The organism is Acetobacterium wieringae, assembly GCF_026646375.1.
Lineage (GTDB): Bacteria > Bacillota > Clostridia > Eubacteriales > Eubacteriaceae > Acetobacterium > Acetobacterium wieringae_A.
In genome coordinates, this window is sequence record NZ_JAIPPU010000006.1 from 127,587 (window position 1) to 142,140 (window position 14,554).

Sequence of the window (14,554 nt, forward strand, 5' to 3'; positions counted from 1 at the left end):
TTGGGCCCCCGTTGTTATTAAGTTTTTGTTTTCAGTCAAATTGTTCTCCTTTCGTTATTCCATAACAATCCGAACAGTATCCGTACACCTTAAGTTCGTGATTGATTATAATAAACTCCTTCTTTTCTTCGATTTCTTTTTCCAGAACTTCCAGGAAATCGTCTTGCATTTCGATAACCTTTCCGCACTTTAAACAAATTAAATGATGATGCCAGTGTTTTTCATCCAACTCGCAGAGTTCATACCGAGCAAAGCCATCATCAAAGTTACGTTTGGTAATGAGTCCCATTTCTTCCAATATTTGCACCGTTCGATAAATGGTCGACATTCCCACATCAGGATTACGCTGTTTAACACCCTGGAATAATTCTTCAACACTAAAGTGCTGCTCTCTGAAGGTCATCAAAACCTCAATGGTAACCAGACGCTGAGGGGTTACTTTGTTCCCTCTTTTTCTGAGCGCATCCACAATTTGTTTTTCGTTATTCATGGTTGTCACACCTCTTTTACAGTCTCTTCTGATAAAACAGTTACAGGCAACTCGCTGATCATTTCTATATTTACTCCATCAATATCACAGGAAAGCGCACGGATCTCTATTCCCAGACTATGACATTGACCCAATAAACGTGAAAATTTGGGATCCATTTTTTTGTTCGGTTGAAACGATTTCGCATCATTGCGTTGCACGACAAAAATAACCCCGGTATGGTACCCCTCGTGGTGAGCTCTGAGTAACTCGGAAAGGTGTTTGGCCCCGCGCTCCGTTGGTGCATCAGGAAACATGGCAACCTGATCGACCACCAGATTGACGCTTTTAACCTCATAATAAGCGTATTTTTCGCCTTTAAAACAGGCCAAATCAAATCGACTGTTGCCGTAGATCACTTCTTTTTTGAGTTCTGAAACGTCCTCTTGAGCATTTAAAAATTCATAGGCAATCTGGTTCGCCAACATCGAATTGACAGAGACCCAATGGCCGTTTTTTTCGACCAGCAACAGGGTATACTTGGTTTTACGATGCGGTGCCGGATTCCATGCCAAAATGGCCCGTACCCCAGAAACAAGAAGCTCGCTCATGCGACCGGTATTGGGCACATGAGCGACGATCTCTTCCTGATTAATCATTACCTTGGCAATAAACCGATTGGGTCGGCTAAGAAATATCCCACTTACAAGGGGGTATTTACTCAACTTCACCTTCATCTTCGTCTTCCTCAAAATCTTCGTATTCTTCGTCCATGATGCGGTCATATTCTGCTTCAATTAAAGCAAATTCTGCTTCATCTTCAACCGGAACCAGAATTTCACCTTCTTCGTCTTCATCGATAAAGAAAGCAAAAACATCATCACTTTCTTCACCTTCGGTTAACAGCACATAGGTCTTTTCGCCCAGCGGAAATGAAATCTCTAAATCGAACTCTCTTGCAACGCCATTTTCATCTTCTAAAATAATTTTTTCTTCCATATCAACTTCTCTTTCACTTTATTTTTTCGTTCATAATCTTATGATTATACCTTTTTATGCTTAAATAATTCATTATTCATGAATTATTTAATGGCCCGATCCATGTAGGATTGGAGGATCATCTGGGCAGCCAGCATATCAATGTAGTCTTTGCGGTTCTCCCGGGAAACGTTACCTTCGATCAACACTTTTTCAGACCAGGATGAGGTTAAGCGTTCATCAATATAGATAATTTCAATCTTCAGTCGTTTCTTGATAAATTGACAAAAGTTCATGGTTTTTCGGGTCTGAGCCGATTCTGAACCATCCATGTTCAGTGGTAGTCCAGCTACTACTTTTTTGATCTCATACTTTGCAATGAGCTCCCGAAACGCTTCTAAATCGTCATCCCGGGTCTTGCGCTTAAGGGTCATCACCCCCTGAGCGGTAATCTGTAACGGATCCGTCACAGCCACGCCAATCCGTTTATCGCCAACATCAATTCCTAAAATTCTTTCCATTTATTATCCCATCTGTTTATTTTGACTGTCTAAATCACCTTAATACAAAAATCACTACAGGCGGCACTACAATAGCAACAGAGCACACATTTCTTTTGATCCACCCAAGCTTTCCCGTCCACTATGCTCAGGGCCCTCTGGTTACAACGCCGCACACATTCCCCGCAACCGCTGCACCAATCACTGATATGCAGCTTTTTGGGGGCACTGGCTACCGCGGTCTCCAAACCTTCGGGTATCGCTTCACCATTGAATTTTTTCACATTATACTGCACTTCATCAACTGATTGAACCCCAATGGCAATGGCATCCAGATCGCATAAATTTAAGACAAACTCAAAACTGGCCTGTTTTTGGGAAAGTAGATTGCCACCACCTAATGGCTTCATCCCATAAATACCCTTCCCCAGAATTTTCGCCTGATGAATGGCAGCGACCATCTCCTCTGTTGTGCCATCTTCAATACCAATGCCCGTCAGATTGATCAGTGGATGAATCACCTCCAGCTCAGAAAAAAGATTGGCCCCGTAAACGCCTTCCACCCGATGGGTGGAGATACCGATGGCTCTGACTTTTCCCGCCTGTTTTTCAGCAATCAACGCCTCGATGGCTTCCCAATGACCTTCGATGGTTTTACAACTTTCCTGCTCATGGAGCAGGTAAAGATCAACATAATCGCGACCCAACTCAGTCAGGGCCCGATGAAGGCTTTTCCGGACTCCAGCTGCTGTGTAGTCATAGGACTTTGTGGCAATCACCACCTCACGCTGCATCTGAATTGCCTGCCGCAGGTGATCATAATTGTTATAGAGATCTGCGGTATCAAAAAAATTCACACCACAATCTAAGGCTGCGGCGATAATTTCCCGACTTTCCCGAAGGGTTTTATTTTTTTGAAGGGGACCAAGGGTCAAACTACCAAAGCACATTCTGGATACCGCAATGCCGGTATTACCAAGCGTATTAATTTTCATCTGTAAATCGCTTCCTAACCACAAGCTTTGTGTTAATGCGCTTTTGTTTTCCTTAACCTAAGTAAAACAAAATAGGACTGCCTCGGTTGAGACAGCCCCAAATTTTCAGCCTACTAAATACTTTTTAAGTAACGTCGTACAAGTTCTTCGAGTAACTCATCCCGCTCAATTTTCTGTATGGCATTTCGCGCTTCTCTGTGACTTGTGATATAGGTCGGATCTCCTGACATGACATAACCTACAATTTGATTGACGGGGTTATACCCTTTTTCAACTAGAGCCTTATGTACATTGCGCATCACTTCGTCGATCTTCTGAGACTTTTCGCTATCGACCTCAAACATAATGGTTCCTCGATCAATCACCGTATTTTCTCCCATTGTCATCTGACCTCCTTCACAATCAATTTATATCATTTTAACCCATCGTAAAAGAAAAGACAAGTCATATGACGTAATTTTTCTTTTTCTTAATAAATTAATTCAACTGTTCCCGAATGCAGGCCTCACCCTTTAACAGAGATTCTGCCAGTTTTTCTGGAAGTTTCCCCCCAGCTTGCGCCATATCTGGACGTCCGCCACCACCTCCGCCGGCTATCGTCGCCACTTCTTTAATAACTTTGCCGGCATGGAAGCCACGTTTGACGATATCCGGAGTTGCTGTTGCAACAAAATTAACCTTACCATCCAGGGCACTGCCCAATAAAACAACCCCGGAACCCATTCGATCTTTTAGTAGATCGCCGATCGTTCGCAGTTCCTCCATGGGCATTTTTTCCACTTCGGCAATGGTCACTTGAACGCCGCTAATGATCACCATTTTCTGATGGATGTCCATAATCGCATTGCCGGCAAATTTTTGTTTTAGTTCAGCAATGGTACGTTCCTTCTGTTTGTTGATTTCAGACAGTTCAGTTACTTTTTCCAACAATTGATCGGGATTGGTTTTCATCAGGTTGGATACCTCAATCAGGGTATCATCCATTTTTTCCACCAGATGCCAGGCGTTAAAACCGGTTGCTGCTTCAATTCGTCGGACACCGGCTGCTACACCACCTTCACTGATGATTTTAAACATCCCAACCTTGGCCGAGTTACTGATATGGCAACCGCCGCAAAGTTCGGTACTGAAATCACCAACCTTGACAACCCGGACAATTTCACCATACTTCTCACCAAACAGCGCCGTTGCCCCTAATTCTTTGGCTTTGTCAATATTGGTTTCAAAAATCGAAACATCGTAAGCTGCTAAAACGGCAGTATTAACAATATCTTCCACTTGCCGTTTTTCATCCCGGGTCATCGCCTGGAAATGATTGAAGTCAAAACGTAAACGATCCGGTGATACATAAGAACCTGCTTGTTCAACATGATCGCCTAATACCCGTCTTAAAGCTTTATGCATTAAGTGGGTGGATGTATGGTTACGCTGTACCGCATCTCTTAATTCTTTATTGACCTCGGTAATGACGCTTTCGCCAACCTTAAAGGTTCCTGATTTAACGATACCGGAGTGAATATGGCGACTCAGACTGCCTTTTTTACAGTCACGGATTTCAATTAAACCATCGCCTTTTTGAATCACGCCATGATCGCCGGTTTGTCCCCCACTTTCAGCGTAAAACGATGTCTGATCCAGTAACACCAACACCTCATCACCAGCCTTGGCTTCATCCACCAGGGTTTCATTGACATAGAGTCCTAAGATAGTTCCTTCGGCTTCCAGATTATCATAGCCGACAAAAGTATTAACCGCATCCGAACCCAGAGGATTGAAAGGATCGTCCGCCCATACGGCTAAATCGCTATTGAGGCGATCCTGGCGAGCCCGTTCCCGCTGAACCTGCATTTCTTTTTCAAACTCGGACTCAAAAATATTAAGTCCCCGTTCCATAATAATCTCTTTGGTCAGATCAAAGGGGAAGCCATAGGTATCATAGAGTTTAAAGGCAGCCTGACCTGGAAAAACAGATTCTTCCAACTGGATGATTTTGTCAATCTCTTTTTCAAGAATCACTAAACCTTGATCGATGGTTTCTTTAAAGCGTTCTTCTTCAATTCGGATCAATTTTTGAATAAAGTCCTGTTTTTCTCTAAGTTCCGGATAAGCACCTTCAGAAACCCGTATCGCTTCCTTGGCTACATCATATAGGAAAAGATCCTTGATTCCCAGTAATTTCCCGTGACGGACAGCCCGACGCAGCAACCGTCGCAATACATATCCCCGGCCTTCATTTCCTGGCATGACGCCATCCGCTATCATAAAGGTGACACTACGGATATGGTCAGTAATAACCCGGATTGAAATATCATCCTGAGGGTCATCGCCATAAGCTACCCCGGCCTTTTTACAAATATAGTTAAGCACGTGGCCAACCGTATCTATTTCAAAAATCGTTCCGACACCCTGCATCACGACGGCCAAACGTTCCAATCCCATGCCGGTATCAATATTGGGCTTGGGCAGAGGATTATAGTTGCCCGCTTCATCTTTATCAAACTGGGTGAATACCAGGTTCCAGAACTCGACATAACGGTCGCAATCACAGCCAACCCCGCAGGTAGGACTGTCACAGCCGAATTCTTCGCCACGATCAAAATAAAGCTCGGAGCAGGGGCCACAGGGTCCTAAACCATGCTCCCAGAAATTATCCTCTTTTCCCATCCGGACAATCTTTTCTTTGGGAATGCCGACGTCTTCATTCCAGATTTTAAAGGCTTCATCATCATCCAGATAAATAGTAATCCAAATCTTATCTTCCGGTATTTCCATCACCTTGGTACAGAATTCCCATGCCCATGGAATCGCTTCTTTTTTAAAATAATCGCCAAAGGAAAAGTTTCCCAGCATTTCAAAAAAAGTACCATGTCTTGCTGTTTTACCGACATTTTCGATGTCCGGGGTACGAATACACTTTTGACAGGTCGTGACCCGATTTCGGGGCGGGATTTCGTCGCCGGTAAAATAAGGTTTCAGCGGTGCCATCCCCGAGTTGATCAGTAGCAAACTCTTGTCATTAATGGGAACTAACGGAAAACTGTTTAATCGCAGATGTCCCTTTTCTTCAAAAAACGCCAGATATTTTTCTCTAATTTCATTTAATCCTAATGGTTTCATTTTTTCTCCTATTCAAATTTTGATTTTCTAATTAAAAGCATTTACTGCATTCCGGTGTTTGTAAAACAAAAAAATCCCCTGCAAGTCTGCAAGGGACGGTTTAATCCGCGGTACCACCCAAATTAGCTGCAAAATCATTAGCAACTCACTTTACAAATAACGGTTTCCCGACTGAAAATACTGGTTGAAAAAATCATTCAAACGTTCATTTCAGTTGCTCAAACGGGGCAACTCTAAACTAACCATAAAAGACTTTCAGCCCCGTCTCTCTCTCTGCAATCGTTATTTTTAAAGCCATCGTTCTCAACGCATTTTAATATTAACCTATGAAGATGATTATATTAATTTCATATTTAAATGTCAATCCTTTTTTAGATCCGCGACGTCTTTTGAGGCAAATAAGGAAATAATATAACCACCAATTACCTTAATCGTACCTGCCATTGGCACCGCCATAATCATCCCGACGCCGCCAAACATGGCGCCGAAAAAGAAGATCGAGAAAATAATAAATACCGGATGAAGACCCACATTGCCTGACATCAGGGCTGGTGCCAGAAAATTGCCGCACACTACCTGAACTACGCCAATAACAATCAACATTGGAATTATCATCATTGGATTGGTGAATAGTACCAGCAGCATAATCACAATTGTACCCACCGCCGGCCCAAAATAGGGCACCATCGTGGTAACCCCGGCGATTACACCGATAACACTGGCATAAGGGAGGCCCAGAAAAAAGGCTCCAATCCCGGTGGCAATCCCCGCGATCAGCGAAGTCAAACCCTGTCCCTTGATAAAACCGCCAATGACCAAATCAATGTCACAACACATTTTTAGCATACTATTGCGATACTGTAGTGGCACCAGATACATAATCCCCTTAATAAAGAATTCTTTATCGATCATCAGAAAAATGGTCACTAGTGGAACAATGATAATATTCATCAGCTGCCCACTGTTCTGAATCAGCGCATTCGAAATCCCCTGAAGTGCTGTTGCAAATCCCTGCAGGACATTGCCCAACAGCTGCTCAAGATTAAAAAACTGAGTAATGTCGTATCCGGTGAAATTTGAAACATAGTCCGATAGATTGGTTATATAGGTCTGCATCTGGGTTACAAAGCTTGGAATGCTCTTGATCATACTGGCAATATTGGTAATCAAACTGGGAATGAAACTCATAAATGCCCCAATCACCAGTGCCAGAACCGCAAAAAAAACGATCAATACCGAACTGCCCCGACTTATCCCTTTATTTTCAAGAATCCTGACCAGTGGATTAAGCAGATAAGCCAACACAATTGCAAAAAGGAAAGGTGCAAACATCCCTGCCAGCGTTGGCCAGATAAAAAAGCACAATGCTGCAATTAAGGTTACAACAACAAGGTTAAGAAATAACAATCTCTTTTTGTTTGATGAATCTTCCATTATTTAACCCCCAGCAATTTATTGGCAATGCCAGTCCCCTGGTTTTTAAACCCGATATCGAACATCTCTTTTTCATAATATAACACCTGATCCTTATAGACCAGATCCGTCGCCGGAATGATGGCAAAGCCATGATCGATGTCATCAAAAAAACTGCGCGAAATTTCATACTCAGTAATAGCAAATGTGTCGTCTTCAATGGTCGCGTTGACCACATGCCCAAAAGCCTCCCCGTTTATATCCACCACCTGATAATCCATCAGTGGAAAAGCCTCTTCCAGATAAGCTTTCACTTTTTTGCCTTTGACTTTGATAATGTCTTTTTCGTTTTCAATCACCATCCGTTTGTAATTGACGTCAACAATGTTTTCTGGTTTGAAAAATTGAGCCTTGGAGAGAATCCCTCCGGGATTGATTACCAGATATTTCACAACGTGATCCACCACCACCAGACTCTTAACCAGTCCATGTCGTCGGCCATTATTTTGAGAAATAACTACCACATTGAGTAAAATGTTCGCTTTCATTTGATGTTCCTTTCTTTTTTGTCATTGTGTTTATTTTACCCTATTACTTTTTTTATGGCAATGTCGATTTTTCTTTATTTATAAACAAAAGAATACTCTAATGCAACTTTTATTTAATAATAGCCAATTCGTCTTTTACATTAAAGGCTACTTTGAGATGCCTTGCGCTAAAAGTATTGACATGGCCGCCGATTTTTTTATCATCAGAAAGAAAATGAAAGTGCCAACCCACCACGTTCATACCCTGAGCCGATGCCGGACAAAAAATCCCTACCAGGCAGCCGCTGATGTTTTTTAGAACTTGTACTGGTTGATTACTGACAATTCTTTCCAGTGCTTCATACGGATTTTTCTGAGGCCACACCCCATGAATCTCAATGCTTTCAAATTCCCCTGAAATCCTGGCTAATATCGGTTTCTCTGGATGGTTAATATAATGATTAAGCTTTTTTGCAGCACAAATCATGTCGCCGTTTATTTCCAATATTTGACCCTCACATTTTCCCAAAACGCCCAGAGTTGCAAATGGTGTTGTGTCTGTCAAAATCGCACCTTCAACGGAACAGTCTCCTAACGCACGATATGCCACGCCATCGATAATAATCATTTCACCATTGAGTTTATCAAACGTCCCAAATCCGGTATCACCAAAGGTTAACATCTTTTTTATCGAGATTATTCCATCATATCCTTTGTTTTGAAAAGCCGTCAGCGTTGAAACCTGAAATAGTTTATTATTCCTCATGAGAAATCCCCCATCTTTCAAAAAAAGACGCAGTCTCCAGTAACAGAAACTGCGTCTTTGTCGTCTTTATGACTATTGTTGTGCTTTTTTATTGTGATAGTCTTCAATCGCAGCCTGAATCGCCTCAGCTGCCAGCACTGAACAGTGAATTTTTTCAGCTGGCAATCCGCCTAACGCATCAACAACATCCGAGTTTTTAAATTTTCCTGCTTCTTCAATGCTCTTACCAATGATCATATCCGTTGCCATACTACTACTGGCTACTGCTGCACCACAGCCAAAGGTTTTAAAAGAAGCATCCTCGATGATACCGTCATCGTTAATTTTTAAAAAAATCTTCATGATATCGCCGCAGGCTGGACTTCCAACCTGACCAATACCATTTGCGCCTTCAATTTCGCCCACGTGTTTGGGACAGGTAAAATTCTCCATTACTACATCTGTATATTCCATTTTATTTTCTCCTTGTTTATATTTTATTTTATTTTTAATGATGATGGTCGGCTTTATCAAAGACCGCATCATCAATCGGACAATCGGCATTGATTGGAGACATTTTTCGTAAACGCTCAATAATCTGGATTAGATTTTCAACCACATAGTTAATATCTTCTTCAGTTGTGTGTTTGCCAATCGTGAGGCGCAACGATCCATGGGCAACTCCCGCCGGTAAGCCAATCGCCAGCAACACATGAGACGGATCCAGAGAACCCGATGTACAAGCTGACCCACTGGATCCAGCCACACCAATGATATCCAAACTAAGTAGGATCGATTCTCCTTCGATATAATCAAAACAGAAATTCACATTTCCAGGCAACCGTTTTTCCGGATGACCATTTAAACGAACCTGCGGAATTTTATCCATGACCCCTTTAATCAGCAAATCTCTAAGCTTTTTCATATGAGCAGCATTTTCTTCAAGCTGTTCAGTGGCCATTTCCGCGGCTTTACCAAAGGCCACAATTTCGGCGGTATTTTCTGTCCCAGCTCTTTTTTTTCGCTCCTGAGCCCCACCATGGATTAAGTTATCGATGGGCACCCCTTTTCGAATAAATAAAGCGCCGATCCCTTTGGGGCCATATATTTTGTGCGCCGATATTGACAATAAATCAACGTTTAAATCCTTTACATCAACCGGGATGTTCCCCAAAGCTTGAACCGCATCGGTATGAAAAATAATTCCTTTTTCTTTGACAATCTCACCAATTTCTTTGATCGGTTCGATGGTTCCAATTTCATTGTTGGCAAACATGATTGTCACCAGAATTGTGTCTTTGCGGATGGCATTCCGTAAATCATCCAACGAGATCAAGCCATATTCGTCAACTGGCAAATAGGTGACTTCAAAGCCCTGCTTTTCAAGATACTCACAGGTATGAAGCACCGCATGATGCTCGATGTTAGACGTAATAATGTGTTTTCCCTTTGCCTGGTTTTTCATGGCAATCCCTTTGATGGCCCAATTATCCGCTTCTGATCCACTTCCGGTAAAGTAAATTTCCCGTGGATCAGCGTTGATGGCTTTGGCAATCTGAAGCCGTGCTGCTTCAATGCTTTTTTTAACACCACGGCCTTCTGTGTAAACGGAAGAAGGATTTCCAAAATATTCGGTAAAAAATGGCAACATGGCTTCAACAACGGTCGGATCAACTGGCGTTGTTGCGGCATGATCTAAATATATTCGTTTCATAACAATTACCTCTTTCTTATTTATTTGCTTAATAAGTCCTGTAATGAGCGATTGTCTATGACATTACTGATACTGTCACTAATATCTTTCCAAAGCCCTCTGGTCACGCACTCTGGTGATTTAGCACAGGTAAGCTTCCCACCGCCGTCAATACATTCTGCAAATTCGATCGGACCTTCAAGTGCTCTGATAATTTCACCAACAGTAATGTCACTAGGATTCCGAGCTAATACATAGCCACCTCGAGCACCTCTAATGCTTTTGACCAGACCGGCGTTTTTTAAGGTTGAGAAAAGCTGTTCCATGTAAGAATCTGAAAAATTTTGCTTTTCGGCGATTTCCTTAATTGAAACCGGACCATCTCCAAATTGGAGTGCCAATTCCACCATGGCAAGCACACCGTATCGTCCTTTTGTCGAAAGTCTCAAGTGTCAACACCTCCCTGGATTATTTCCGAGTATTCCACCGGGATTTAATGTCATTATAGCACGAATTTTAAATTTATCAAGAGGTAAATAAAAAAAGTTTTAAAAAAGACCCAAACTCTGGAAAACCAGAGTTTGGGTCTTTTAATTAATGAATTCTTATTTATCGTCTTCGCTGTCTCCGAAAAGACCATCGAATAGGTTACCGAATGAATCTCCAAGCGTGACATTAGCAGTTTCTTCGTAAACTGTTTTATTCCGATTGTTGCTGCTATGGTTTTGTTGTGGTCGACGATTTCTATCACCACCACCATAATTGCTGGATCTTTCGCGATCACCTGAACTGGCATTACTGCTGTTACTGCTTCGTGGCGCTGGAGCCGGACGAGCAGGCGCTTCTTCAGTTGCCTTTTTACTTAAGCTGATTTTTTCTTTTTCAGGATTAATACCGATAATTTTTACTTTTAACACATCACCAGTATTTAATACTGAAGCAACCGATTCAACTCGATTGTAGCTGATTTCAGAAACGTGAATTAAGCCTTCAACACCTGGAATCACTTCAGCAAAAGCACCAAAATCTAAAATGTTTGTGATGGTAACTTCTACTTCATCATCAACATTATATTTAGCAATGAAATCATCCCATGGACGATCCATTAAGGCTTTAACGCTTAATTTGATTTTTTTGTCCTCATCGTTTTTAGCGATAACCTTGGCTTCAATTTCCTGGCCTTTTTCAACAATATCTTTCGGCTCGTTAATTTTTTCCCAAGTCAGATCTGACCGATGAACAAAACCATCAATCCCATCAAGATCGACAAAGATTCCGAAGTTAGTGATGGTCTTAACCACACCTTTAACGACATCATCCACGTTTAATTCATCAAAACGTTTGTCTTTCATTTCTTTGACTTGTTCCCGACGTTCTTTCATATCTTTTTCCAGAATGATTTTTTGAGAAAGAATTGCACGACGTCGTTTGGGGTTGTAATCAATGATGATTCCTTTAACTTTTTCGCCGATCAGGGTGTTCAAATCTTTAACGTAACGAACATGATATTGTGAAGCTGGCATATAAATATCGGTAAATCCGATATCAACAATTAAACCATTTCCAGAAATATCTTTGATTGTTCCTTCTAAGATCGTTTTATTATCAAAGGCATCACTTAACTGTTTCTGTACGAGACGGTTATCATATTTGATTTTTGAAAGTTTTACATTTCCTGAACCTTCATTTAAATCCGTTACGATACACCAAACCTTGTCTCCTAATTGTACAAGTTCAGATAATACCTCATCGCTTTTCCATGTGAAATCATTCTTTTTGATGATACCATCTGCTTTGTAGCCAATGTTTAAGATCACTTCATCTTCAGCAATGTGGATAACTTCGCCTTCGATTTCAGCACCTCGACGAATTGTTTTTAATGATTCTTCAATTTCAGCAGCGAAATCGAAATTAGCATCATCATATTCGTCTTTTTCAATGGTTTCCACCACTTCCTCAACTACAACAGGTGGCTGTTCTTCAGTCGCCACTTCTACGACCACGTTTTCCTCAGCAATTTTGTTTTGCTCTTCCATACCTTCCAATACCTCCTTAACGATCCAATCCGGTGTTGACGCCCCTGCCGTAATACCAATTTTTTGGTATTTCATTACCTCAGAGAGATCTAAGTCCCGGATGGTTTCTATGTGACAAGTTTTTTCGCAATGGGATTTACAGATATCCACCAATTTTTGGGTGTTCGAACTGTGGTATCCACCGATTACGATCATATATTCTACTTCTTTTGCAGTTTTTGCCGCCGCTGCTTGTCTTTCAGCGGTGGCACTGCAAATAGTATTAAATATAACAACTTCATTGACTCTTGACCGGATCGCATCACAAATTTCATTGAATCTGGATTCGATGATGGTGGTCTGAGCCACGATACATATTCTATCATATCTTTCAATATTTTCCAACTGATTTATATCATTAATTATTAAAGCTTTTTCCCGACACCAGCCGTTGGCTCCAATTACCTCCGGATGATCCTTATTTCCGACAATAACAATCTGATACCCGACCGCATCATGGCTTTCCACTTTTTTTTGAACCGCCCGAACAAAAGGACAGGTAGCATTGATGATCGGAAGTCCTTTTTCCTTAATCGCTTCAATAACATTCTTACCGACCCCATGGGAGCGCAGAATAATACAGCCGCTATCAATGTTTGCAATTTCCTCGTCTGCAATAATTGTTACGCCCTGATCGGCCAGACGGTTGGTTTCCTGGCGGTTGTGGCTGATGGGGCCTAATGTATATATTCTTTCCTGACTCGATTCAAGCGTATCCTGAACCATTTTCATGGCATTTTCGATACCAAAACAATAACCAGCCTTGTCGGCTATAATTATTTCCATGTTAACCTCAAGTTAATTCCAATCCATAAACAGTATCCATAATTTTCTCACTTAATTGCCGGGTTTCTTCATCAGTCAGTTTTTTTCCATAGTATTCTTCCAGATAAACGGGCTGGCCAATAATAATTTCGATTTTGCTTCTGAACCGGTATCGTCCTTTGATGCGTACCGGAATAATCGGTGATTTTGTTTTGATCGCAAAGACGACAAAACCACTGGCGGGCGGGGTTCGATCATCCGGGTTAACCCGATGCCCTTCCGGAAAAATTCCCAGAACCTTGTCTTCCTTGAGAATCTTTAATGAAGTCTTAATGGTTTCTACCCCAACCTTTTCGCGATTAACCGGAAAGGCATTGACTTTTTTGAAAAACCAGCTCAATAACGGATTTTTAAACAGCTCCGCCTTGGCCATATAATGAATTTCCCGGCGGGTCGTAAAGGAAATCACGACTGGATCAATATTACTGATGTGATTGGGGCAGATCAGTGCACCACCGCTCTCCGGGATGTTCTCCTTACCGGTAATGGTGATCCGAAAAAGAATCAAGCTCAGCAGATAGGTTAAAAATCGGCCAATTTTATAAATCATCGGCAAACCTCATCAATATAGGATTTCATTTCCTGGAAAACTTCTTCGATACTTTTCCCGGTGGTGTCAACGACAATGGCATCGGTAACCTTCACTAATGGCCCTTCTGATCGATTGCGATCATTCGTGTCGCGATTCTCGATGTCGCTTTTTATGTCTGCCAGAGCTTTACCATTTCCTTTTTCATCCAATTCAATTTTTCTGCGTTTTGCCCGTTCCAGAACATTGGCATCAAGAAAAAACTTAACTTCCGCATCCGGTAAGACTACTGAACCGATGTCTCTGCCATCCATGACCACCTCATGATCTTTGGCATACTCCCGTTGTTGACTAACCATCAGATCCCGAACCGCTTTGATTCTGGCCACGTCGGAAGTATGGCGTGAAACCAGGGGCGTCCGTATTTCCTGGGTAACATCTTTATCATTACAAAACACCTGATTCCCCTCAAAGCGAATCACAGTCGATCGGGCAATTTTTATAATATCATCCTCGTTATCAAAACGATCACCGAGCTGACTCAAAACGCAATGGGCAACACACCGATACATGGCTCCCGTATCCAGATAGGTCATTTTATAAGCGGCAGCTATTTTTTTTGCGATCGTACTTTTTCCTGCACCAGCAGGTCCGTCAATGGCAATTTGCATCTTACTCTCCCTCTTCC

At 41.9% G+C, this 14,554-nt stretch carries 16 protein-coding genes; all 16 read right to left on the reverse strand.

What is annotated here, in order from left to right; all coding sequences use genetic code 11:
• Positions 1-31: 31 nt before the first annotated feature.
• The 16 genes from Q7P33_RS07555 to cmk all read right to left on the reverse strand — a co-directional run bounded on the left by Q7P33_RS07555 (position 32) and on the right by cmk (position 14,537).
• Positions 32-490 (reverse strand): Fur family transcriptional regulator, encoded by a 459-nt coding sequence (locus Q7P33_RS07555; RefSeq protein WP_303868936.1) that lies wholly within the window; start codon positions 488-490, stop codon positions 32-34.
• Positions 491-495: 5 nt separating this feature from the next.
• On the reverse strand, positions 496-1,206 hold the full coding sequence (sfsA, locus tag Q7P33_RS07560) for a DNA/RNA nuclease SfsA (RefSeq protein ID WP_303868939.1): 711 nt from the start codon (positions 1,204-1,206) through the stop codon (positions 496-498).
• Entirely contained in the window at positions 1,187-1,468 is a 282-nt protein-coding gene (locus Q7P33_RS07565; RefSeq protein WP_070371104.1) for a DUF1292 domain-containing protein, read from the reverse strand. Before Q7P33_RS07565 ends, sfsA begins: the two co-directional genes overlap by 20 nt.
• Before the next feature lie 83 nt (positions 1,469-1,551).
• Positions 1,552-1,968 carry a Holliday junction resolvase RuvX gene (ruvX, locus tag Q7P33_RS07570; protein ID WP_303868944.1) on the reverse strand — a complete coding sequence of 139 codons (417 nt, stop codon included), beginning with the start codon at positions 1,966-1,968 and terminating at the stop codon, positions 1,552-1,554.
• Positions 1,969-1,997: 29 nt separating this feature from the next.
• Positions 1,998-2,942, reverse strand: a complete 945-nt coding sequence (locus Q7P33_RS07575; RefSeq protein WP_303868946.1) for an aldo/keto reductase — start codon at positions 2,940-2,942, stop codon at positions 1,998-2,000.
• A gap of 113 nt (positions 2,943-3,055) precedes the next feature.
• Positions 3,056-3,307, reverse strand: coding sequence for an IreB family regulatory phosphoprotein (locus tag Q7P33_RS07580; protein WP_026396169.1), 252 nt, complete (start codon positions 3,305-3,307; stop codon positions 3,056-3,058).
• Positions 3,308-3,419: 112 nt separating this feature from the next.
• Complete coding sequence (gene alaS, locus Q7P33_RS07585; RefSeq protein ID WP_303868948.1) at positions 3,420-6,059, reverse strand: alanine--tRNA ligase; 2,640 nt, start codon at positions 6,057-6,059, stop codon at positions 3,420-3,422.
• 360 nt (positions 6,060-6,419) lie between these two features.
• On the reverse strand, positions 6,420-7,493 hold the full coding sequence (locus Q7P33_RS07590) for an AI-2E family transporter (protein ID WP_303868949.1): 1,074 nt from the start codon (positions 7,491-7,493) through the stop codon (positions 6,420-6,422).
• Positions 7,493-8,020, reverse strand: coding sequence for a hypothetical protein (locus Q7P33_RS07595; RefSeq protein ID WP_148636606.1), 528 nt, complete (start codon positions 8,018-8,020; stop codon positions 7,493-7,495). Before Q7P33_RS07595 ends, Q7P33_RS07590 begins: the two co-directional genes overlap by 1 nt.
• A 109-nt stretch (positions 8,021-8,129) precedes the next feature.
• Entirely contained in the window at positions 8,130-8,765 is a 636-nt protein-coding gene (locus Q7P33_RS07600; protein WP_303868953.1) for an acetolactate decarboxylase, read from the reverse strand.
• 72 nt (positions 8,766-8,837) lie between these two features.
• Complete coding sequence (locus Q7P33_RS07605; RefSeq protein WP_070371069.1) at positions 8,838-9,218, reverse strand: iron-sulfur cluster assembly scaffold protein; 381 nt, start codon at positions 9,216-9,218, stop codon at positions 8,838-8,840.
• 34 nt (positions 9,219-9,252) lie between these two features.
• Positions 9,253-10,458: a cysteine desulfurase NifS gene (gene nifS, locus Q7P33_RS07610; protein ID WP_303868957.1), complete on the reverse strand. Its 1,206-nt coding sequence runs from the start codon at positions 10,456-10,458 to the stop codon at positions 9,253-9,255.
• A 20-nt stretch (positions 10,459-10,478) separates the two neighbouring features.
• On the reverse strand, positions 10,479-10,886 hold the full coding sequence (locus Q7P33_RS07615) for an Rrf2 family transcriptional regulator (RefSeq protein WP_303868959.1): 408 nt from the start codon (positions 10,884-10,886) through the stop codon (positions 10,479-10,481).
• A gap of 156 nt (positions 10,887-11,042) precedes the next feature.
• A complete protein-coding gene (locus Q7P33_RS07620) occupies positions 11,043-13,298 on the reverse strand; it encodes a bifunctional 4-hydroxy-3-methylbut-2-enyl diphosphate reductase/30S ribosomal protein S1 (protein ID WP_303868961.1) in 2,256 nt (751 codons plus the stop codon).
• Between the two features lie 7 nt (positions 13,299-13,305).
• On the reverse strand, positions 13,306-13,887 hold the full coding sequence (locus Q7P33_RS07625; protein WP_303868963.1) for a 1-acyl-sn-glycerol-3-phosphate acyltransferase: 582 nt from the start codon (positions 13,885-13,887) through the stop codon (positions 13,306-13,308).
• The gene (cmk, locus tag Q7P33_RS07630; protein ID WP_303868965.1) at positions 13,884-14,537 is read right to left on the reverse strand and encodes a (d)CMP kinase; all 654 of its coding nucleotides are present in this window, start codon (positions 14,535-14,537) and stop codon (positions 13,884-13,886) included. The genes Q7P33_RS07625 and cmk overlap by 4 nt, the downstream gene beginning before the upstream one ends.
• Positions 14,538-14,554 lie beyond the last annotated feature (17 nt).